The organism is Paeniglutamicibacter sp. ZC-3, assembly GCF_025847175.2.
Taxonomy (GTDB): domain Bacteria; phylum Actinomycetota; class Actinomycetes; order Actinomycetales; family Micrococcaceae; genus Paeniglutamicibacter; species Paeniglutamicibacter sulfureus.
The window spans coordinates 88,639-95,824 of record NZ_JAOYTG010000017.1 but is presented as its reverse complement, the minus strand read 5'-3'; the positions used below and the strand labels follow the sequence as shown (position 1 = coordinate 95,824).

General features: G+C 56.1%; 8 protein-coding genes. All 8 read right to left on the bottom strand.

Annotation, left to right across the window (positions count from 1 at the left end; all coding sequences use genetic code 11):
• Positions 1-1,088: 1,088 nt before the first annotated feature.
• On the bottom strand, positions 1,089-2,300 hold the full coding sequence (locus OIU93_RS15995; protein ID WP_264271055.1) for a ParB/RepB/Spo0J family partition protein: 1,212 nt from the start codon (positions 2,298-2,300) through the stop codon (positions 1,089-1,091).
• 280 nt (positions 2,301-2,580) lie between these two features.
• A complete protein-coding gene (locus tag OIU93_RS15990; protein WP_372342950.1) occupies positions 2,581-3,708 on the bottom strand; it encodes a ParA family protein in 1,128 nt (375 codons plus the stop codon).
• A 65-nt stretch (positions 3,709-3,773) separates the two neighbouring features.
• The gene (rsmG, locus tag OIU93_RS15985) at positions 3,774-4,415 is read right to left on the bottom strand and encodes a 16S rRNA (guanine(527)-N(7))-methyltransferase RsmG (RefSeq protein ID WP_264271054.1); all 642 of its coding nucleotides are present in this window, start codon (positions 4,413-4,415) and stop codon (positions 3,774-3,776) included.
• 25 nt (positions 4,416-4,440) lie between these two features.
• Complete coding sequence (locus tag OIU93_RS15980) at positions 4,441-4,989, bottom strand: R3H domain-containing nucleic acid-binding protein (RefSeq protein ID WP_264271053.1); 549 nt, start codon at positions 4,987-4,989, stop codon at positions 4,441-4,443.
• A gap of 2 nt (positions 4,990-4,991) precedes the next feature.
• Positions 4,992-5,957 carry a membrane protein insertase YidC gene (gene yidC, locus OIU93_RS15975; RefSeq protein WP_264271052.1) on the bottom strand — a complete coding sequence of 322 codons (966 nt, stop codon included), beginning with the start codon at positions 5,955-5,957 and terminating at the stop codon, positions 4,992-4,994.
• Positions 5,958-5,972: 15 nt separating this feature from the next.
• Positions 5,973-6,332, bottom strand: coding sequence for a membrane protein insertion efficiency factor YidD (gene yidD / locus OIU93_RS15970; RefSeq protein ID WP_264271051.1), 360 nt, complete (start codon positions 6,330-6,332; stop codon positions 5,973-5,975).
• Positions 6,316-6,684 carry a ribonuclease P protein component gene (gene rnpA / locus OIU93_RS15965; protein WP_264271050.1) on the bottom strand — a complete coding sequence of 123 codons (369 nt, stop codon included), beginning with the start codon at positions 6,682-6,684 and terminating at the stop codon, positions 6,316-6,318. Before rnpA ends, yidD begins: the two co-directional genes overlap by 17 nt.
• A 75-nt stretch (positions 6,685-6,759) precedes the next feature.
• Complete coding sequence (gene rpmH / locus OIU93_RS15960) at positions 6,760-6,897, bottom strand: 50S ribosomal protein L34 (protein ID WP_217390880.1); 138 nt, start codon at positions 6,895-6,897, stop codon at positions 6,760-6,762.
• Positions 6,898-7,186: the final 289 nt, after the last annotated feature.

Below are 7,186 nucleotides of genomic sequence, written 5' to 3'. Positions count from 1 at the left end.
TGGGAATAAAACGAAGTTTGTCGGCGGTTCCACCTAGACTGCCGAAATGGCCTGGAACCGTGCTGAAGTGGCCTGCTTCTTAGCGCCGAAATGGCCTATTTCTAATCGACGAAACACACCGCTGGTTTCCTCCCAGGAAGGTACTTGCCCCCAACGTCAATAATGGGCGCTCCCCAAAGCGTCGGATACTCAGGAAGTTCGTGTCGGTATCTTTAAGGAAAATTTTCCTCTCCAGCATCCAACAAAAGAGACGTTGGAGACTACCTCGGAAAGACCAGAAATTTGTTCTTGGAATTCACCTGTAGCGTTCCTGGGTGCCACGCTGTCCCTGAGTACGCGGCGTACAAGGTGGTGATTGGTGTGGGGCCGCTCGATTGCCCCTCCAACGCCCTTCTCGGCGGGCTTCTGGCGCTCGCGGTTCACGCGGTGCTGACCTTCACGCATCATCAGCAGAAGGACTTACACCAGCGACTTGGTTTCGGCGTTCCTGTAGAGGCGATCATCCGCATCACGATTTCCATTGACCCCCAATCATGCAGCATCCGGGAGCAGACCAAGGCCGAGCTGGAACAGATAGGAACTTCGGTGGCCCCGTCTCCCCCAAAGAACGGGTGGCCCCCAGTGGCAATATCTGAAGGCCCAAACCCGCGGATACACATTGGAACGCAGGCTTCAGTCACGCAGCTTCCGGACGAATGCTTGATCATTTCCGGCCGGCGACGTGCCGAGTCAGATGCAACGCAGCGCAGCGCATAGGTAGATCGTCGTCCAGCCCATGCAGCATCACCTTGGTTCAGGTTCATCTCATGACCACGAAAGGATCCGATGTTGCGGATGTCGTACGACGATCCACGCGATTTGCCCCGCACGCTCCCTGCGGCCCAGACGCGCCCTAAGAGCCCCTCACCGCAAAGGTGGGCGGGTCGTGTCACCGTTGGGGCTCGTGGAGCCCATCAGCGGCTTCTGAGTGGTCTTGCGCGGAGTGGTGTCACGAAATTTCCGGCATGGTCATCGCGCGGGGCAATCCTGCCTTAAACAAAAGTTGGAGTGTTTCACGTGAAACACTCCAACTTCGCAAGTCTTGCTCCTTACTCCACTTGGGAATCCGGTGACAACACGCTCATGATGCGGTTCAGGTCGTCGACACTGGCAAATTCGATGCTTACCCGCCCTTTCCGAGCACCCAACGAGATCTTCACGCTTGTATCCAGTCGATCGGAGAGCGAGGTTGCCAGGAAATCCAAGCGCTCATGGCGCGGGGTCAGCTTCGGCGTTGCGCTCTTTCGAGGCTTTTCCTGTCCGTCACTCAGGGCTACGGCTTCTTCGGTGGCCCGGACGGACATGCCCTCGTTGACGATACGCTGGGCCAGCTGCTCGATCGCTGCAGCGTCAACAAGTCCCAGCAGTGCACGGGCGTGTCCGGCAGATATAACTCCGGCAGCCACTCTACGTTGCACGAGGGCAGGCAGTTTCATCAGTCGGATGGTGTTCGAGATCTGAGATCGTGAACGCCCGATTCGTTCTGACAGCACTTCCTGTGTGCAAGCAAATTCGCTCAGGAGTTGCTGGTATGCGGCTGCCTCTTCGAGAGGGTTAAGCTGCGAACGATGGAGGTTCTCCAGTAGTGCATCCCGGAGTAGATCATCGTCTTGCGTTTCCCGGACGATTGCCGGAATTGTTGTCAGACCTGCTGCCTGAGTTGCACGCCAGCGGCGTTCACCCATGACGATCTCGTAGGGTTCCTTGTCATTCTCCCGTGAAGGACGAACAACAATCGGCTGAAGCAAGCCCACTTCGCGAATGGAATGGACCAATTCGGCCATATGTTCTTCGTCGAAGTACGAACGCGGTTGCTTCCGGTTCGGGTGGATCTGATCGACGGAAAGCTCCGCAAAGCTGGCACCAGGAACCTCAACCAGACTACTGGAATCGACGTCGTTGGCGTCTAGCTCCCCCGCGCGTCCGGAGGAAGCAATGAGACCGGGCATCTGGGCCCTACGCTTTTTGGCCGCTGCAGAGGGAGCTGAAATCGATTTGGAATTCTCCGCGGCGACTTCTTCCTCGGTCTTCCCCGGCACGAAGAACATATCGACCGGCCGCGCTTTTTTGCCATTTGCCGCGCTCACGGCGGGCTTGCCTTTGGCAGCGGTCAGTTCCGGGCTCTTTGCAGACCTTGCGGTTGCCGGCTTCGATGTTCCACGTGAAACATTCTTCGGAGCATCCTCCTCGGTTTCCGCGACAGGGCTGCTCGAAATCAAGGCACCAAGACCTCGTCCTAAACCACGTCGCTTTTCCGACATTGGAAGTTACTCCCTTTCGACACCGTTGCTATTTGAACCCAAGGCAATTCTACTGGGTGGTGATTGATTGTTGAGGACGCGGCTCACGGGTGTGCCCCGCGGACGTCAAAAGCGGTCATCTGCACCCTACCTGACCCCGGGGCATACATCTAGCCGCCGCAAGAACGCTTTGTAGAAAATAACAGACAAAAACAACTGAAAAAGCCACTTATCCGACAGCTCGAACAGATTCGACACTATTTCACGGGCGCGGCAAGATTCCGGGCCGACATCGGCAACTCTACTTGGTGCCGCGCTCAGCGATCTCGGCGGCTGCTTCCAAATAGGAAAGCGCCCCCGTCGAACTCGAGTCATACGTGATGACCGTTTGCTGGTAGCTGGGAGCTTCGGATATGCGGACGCTCCGAGGGATCAAGGCCTGCAGCACCTGGTTTGGGAAGTGCTCCCGAACTTCGCTAGCAACCTGCGCTGCCAGGTTTGTCCTGCCATCGTACATAGTCAAAAGAATCGTCGAGACGGTGAGATCCGAGTTGAGATGCTTCTGGATCATTTCGATGTTCTTCAAGAGCTGGCTAAGGCCTTCAAGTGCGTAGTACTCGCACTGAATGGGAATTAGGACTTCGCGTGCGGCAACAAACGCATTAACAGTCAGCAGGCCTAGGCTTGGCGGGCAATCAATGAATACATAGTCCAAGCGGTCCATGCCATGCAGATCGCGATATTGAGCGTACTGCTCCAGTGCGCGTCGAAGCCGTTGCTCGCGGGCCACCAGCGATACAAGCTCGATCTCCGCACCAGCCAAATGGATGGTTGCAGGAGCTACCGTCAGGTTATCGATGTCAGGACAAATGGCCACGACGTCGGCTAGTGGAAGATCGTTGATGAGCACATCGTAAATGCTGTCAACATCAGCGTGATGCTCGATGCCCAACGCGGTCGAGGCATTGCCCTGTGGATCGATATCGATCACAAGAACATTCAGGCCCGCAATGGCCAACGCTGCAGCAATGTTCACGGTGGTGGTTGTCTTGCCTACGCCACCCTTTTGGTTGCTGACAGTCATGTAACGCGTGGTATCCGGCTTCGGCAGTTTTCGGCCGCTGAGCTTTTCCCGCCTTTTGTGTTCGCTAGCAAGCTGGCTTGCAAGTGGAGAACTGTCGTCAGTGGTATCGAAAACGTTTCGTGCCATCGCAGGTTCCTTCGCCACCACTGGGTCCTCTCCATCGGAATCCGTCAATTCCACTGCTTCGTTCTCGTCGAGAATCGTTGCAGTGGTAAAGATTGTTTCACGTGAAACATAGTCGGGCTCGGTTAAATCAATTGTTTTAGGTTGCTCTTGAGTGTTCGACGAACCAAAACTAGCAAAAAGCGCTGCAAACGGTGGAATCTTGTTGACGCTACGCTTCAAAACAGTTCTTTCTACTATCTCTGCCGGTGGCATCGAACCACCTGATACAGCCTATCGCTAAAGCGCTAGCCTACGTTGATACGCACCACGGTCGTCGGCTCGCGAAGAATATCTTCTCCCACGGTCACGACCTCAGTCTTTTTACCACCGAGACGACGAATCATCTTCGCTGCCTTCTCGACTTCCTCAGCAGCTGAACGCCCCTTGATGGCGAGGACGGTTCCTTTGCCATGAAGCAGAGGAATCGTGAGCCCAGCAAGGTTCGTAAGAGCCGAAACTGCGCGGGCTGTCGCGAAGTCGGCGTTCACGCTTTCAATCACTTGCTCGGCACGTCCACGCATCACCGTAACGTTTTCGAGCCCGAGATCCTCAACGACTTCGTGCAACCAAATGCACCGACGCTCCAATGGCTCGATCAAGGTCAATTCTAGGTCGGCCCGGGCTAGTGCCAGGGTCAGACCCGGTAGCCCTGCCCCGCTGCCAACGTCGGCCACATGAGCACCCTGGTCAATCAGGTTGGCAACGACGGCACAGTTCAAGACATGCCGGGACCACAAACGTGGGACTTCACGGGGACCCAGCAGGCCGCGCTCCATTCCGGATGTGGCCAAATGCTGAACGTATCGCTCTGCAAGCCCCAAGCGGTCGCCGAACACGGTTCGGGCCGCCTGGCTCTCTTCGGCGGTAAGTTCTACTTCGTTGCTCATAAAGTGTTGTTCCTTGGTTCCAGGCTCAGGCGTCAGCGGGAGAGACAACGATGTGGCGACCGGGACCCTCGCCCTCGGACTCACTCTGCATGCCCAGGGCGGCCACACAATCGTGTACAAGCTTACGTTCGTAGGCGCTCATGGGATCGAGCGCTACGCTTCCGCCGGTCGTCCCCACCTTGGCCACAGCTTCTTCGGCAATGCGCTTGAGATCGCCGGCACGACCTTGACGGTAGCCAGTGATGTCCAGAACGAGTCGCGAACGGTTGCCTGTCGCGGTCAGGACAGCCAGTCGCGTGAGTTCCTGCAAGGAGTCCAAGACTTCCCCATTGGAACCGATAAGGCGACGCAACGACTTTTCGTCTTCCGGCTCGCCTGCGATTGAAATGTAGGTCCGTCCACCACGAACTTCAATGTCGATGTCGCCATCGAGGTCGGCAATATCCAGCAGTTCTTCGAGGTAGTCGGCAGCGATGTCGCCTTCTTCCTCGATGTTCCTGGCTTCGTTGCGAACGTCGTCCTCCTCCACCGGGCTTACGGTCTCGGCAGCTTCGCTTTCCTCAACATTGCTCATGGCTACTTCTTCTTCCTGTTCTTGCGCTGGGGCTGGGCACGCTGCACCTTTGGCTCCTCAACTACTACCGCCGCGGCTTCCGCTTCTGCCTTCTTCTGGCCAACCGGAGGCAGGCCTTTGGCTGCACGGCGCTCATTGAGTTCGCGTTCTGCCTGGGAACCCGGAGTCGGGTTGTTGCGAATGACGTAGTACTGCTGGCCCAAGGTCCAAAGGTTCGTGGCGGTCCAGTAGATCAAGACACCGATCGGGAAGTTGATGCCACCAATACCGAAGACCAACGGAAGGATGTAGAGCATGATTTTCTGCTGCTGCATGAAGGGGCCCTCGAGGGCTTCCTTCGTCATGTTCTTGGACATGATCTGCTTCTGCGTAATGAACTGCGAAGCCGTCATGGCAAGAATCATGATGATGGCAACAATGATCACCGCGGCGCTCGGAGCCCCGGAATTCAAGGTGTTCAGGAAGGTGTCGGAAAGGCGAGCGCCAAAGATGGACGACGCGTCAAAGCTTTTGATGTGTTCTGCCGAAAGCGCGCCAACGGCCGAATTGCTCGCGCTGGCCTTGGAAGCGTTGTTCAAAACCGTAAACAGTGCGAAGAAGAACGGCATCTGCACGAGCATCGGCAGGCAGGACGACAACGGGTTCGTCTTGTGTTTCTTGAAGAGCTGACGCTGCTCCGCAATCATGGCCTGCTGCGAAAGCTGGTCTTTCTTGCCCTTGTACTTGGCCTGAAGCTTGCGCAGGTCCGGCTGCAGGGCCTGCATGGCGCGCTGTGCCTTGATCTGCTTGACGAAGACCGGGATCAAGGCCGTACGGATCAAGAGCACCAGGAAGATGATGGACAGCGCCCACGTCCACCCCGAGTTGGGATCAAGTCCTATGAGCGTGAACAATTCGTGGAAGGCCCAGAGGATCCACGAAACTACATACCGAAACGGGCTCAGCAGCAGGTCAAAGAAATTTGTCATTACCGGTCATGCTCCTCAGGCCGCATCTGCGGCGTCTTCGTCGGCGGGAATCGGAGGATGATTCATCACCATGATCTTGGGGGTCTTGCCTTCTGGCCAAATTCGCCGGCCTTCGGGAACGTAATCGATCCCGCCATGGCTAAAAGGATTACATCTTAAGACACGCCAGATGGTTAATCCGATGCCTTTGATGGTGCCATGTACCGTGACTGCTTCAAGGCCGTAGGCCGAACAGCTGGGAAAGTAACGACAGACGTCGCCGTAGACAGGCGAAATGATCTTGCGATACACCATGAGAAACCCGATGATGAGATTTCTCGGGATATCTATAAGGAACCAGATGAGCCCGGTTCTGGGCCTACGATCCTTTTTCATGCTTAGCACCCGCCTTACGGACAACCGAATCAAGCCCAGAACGGACTTGCTGGCCTAGCTCGTCCCATTCGATGTCGGCAGAACCAGGTAATGCCCGGAGCACGACGTCGAGGCCGGTGGCATCCGCAGCGAACTGCTGAGCCAATGCACGCATTCTTCGCTTGACGAGATTGCGGTGCACGGCATTGCCAACGGCCTTGGAAACGATGAAACCATAACGGTTATTGCCCCGGGGTTCTTCAGAGCGAACCCGTGCATATAGCACTACGTTCCGGCGCCCAGTTCGGGCGCCGGAACGTACAGTGGCTGTAAAGTCCTTCGAAAGGCGCAATCGCTGATTCTTTGGCAACACGACGTCACGCGTCGAGTCTGTAAAACAAAGAATCCACGAAAACCTGCGCTATTTCAGGACAGTAGTGCTTAATGGTTATGCAGAAAGTTCGACGCGACCCTTGCCACGGCGGGTTGCCAAGATGGCACGGCCTGCACGGGTACGCATACGAAGTCGGAAACCGTGCTTCTTGGCACGACGACGGTTATTCGGCTGAAAAGTCCGCTTGCTCACGGTAGTAACTCCAAGACGATCATGTGATGCGCCTTGCCCGTTGCTAATAAGTAGGGAAGAACAGGCCGACGCTCGTATTCAGGTGGCCCTCGTGGACTGCTCCGAGCTTTCGATAATCCGAAGACTTTCGAAGGCACCTCACAGTGCCAAAAGTGCACACATAGGACTACACAACGATAGGGGTGGAAGTGAGGGTACGTCAAATTGAACCGACCATGGCCCGGCAAGGACCACTGTGCGTGATGTGATGTTAATTGTGGATAGCCCGGTGGATAAACGCTTAAAACTA

Excerpts from the sequence above, each read along its gene's own strand:
- OIU93_RS15995 (WP_264271055.1), bottom strand. The coding sequence starts at position 2,300 with ATGTCGGAAAAGCGACGTGGTTTAGGACGAGGTCTTGGTGCCTTGATT.
- rsmG (WP_264271054.1), bottom strand. The coding sequence starts at position 4,415 with ATGAGCAACGAAGTAGAACTTACCGCCGAAGAGAGCCAGGCGGCCCGA.
- OIU93_RS15980 (WP_264271053.1), bottom strand. The coding sequence starts at position 4,989 with ATGAGCAATGTTGAGGAAAGCGAAGCTGCCGAGACCGTAAGCCCGGTG.
- yidC (WP_264271052.1), bottom strand. The coding sequence starts at position 5,957 with ATGACAAATTTCTTTGACCTGCTGCTGAGCCCGTTTCGGTATGTAGTT.
- yidD (WP_264271051.1), bottom strand. The coding sequence starts at position 6,332 with ATGAAAAAGGATCGTAGGCCCAGAACCGGGCTCATCTGGTTCCTTATA.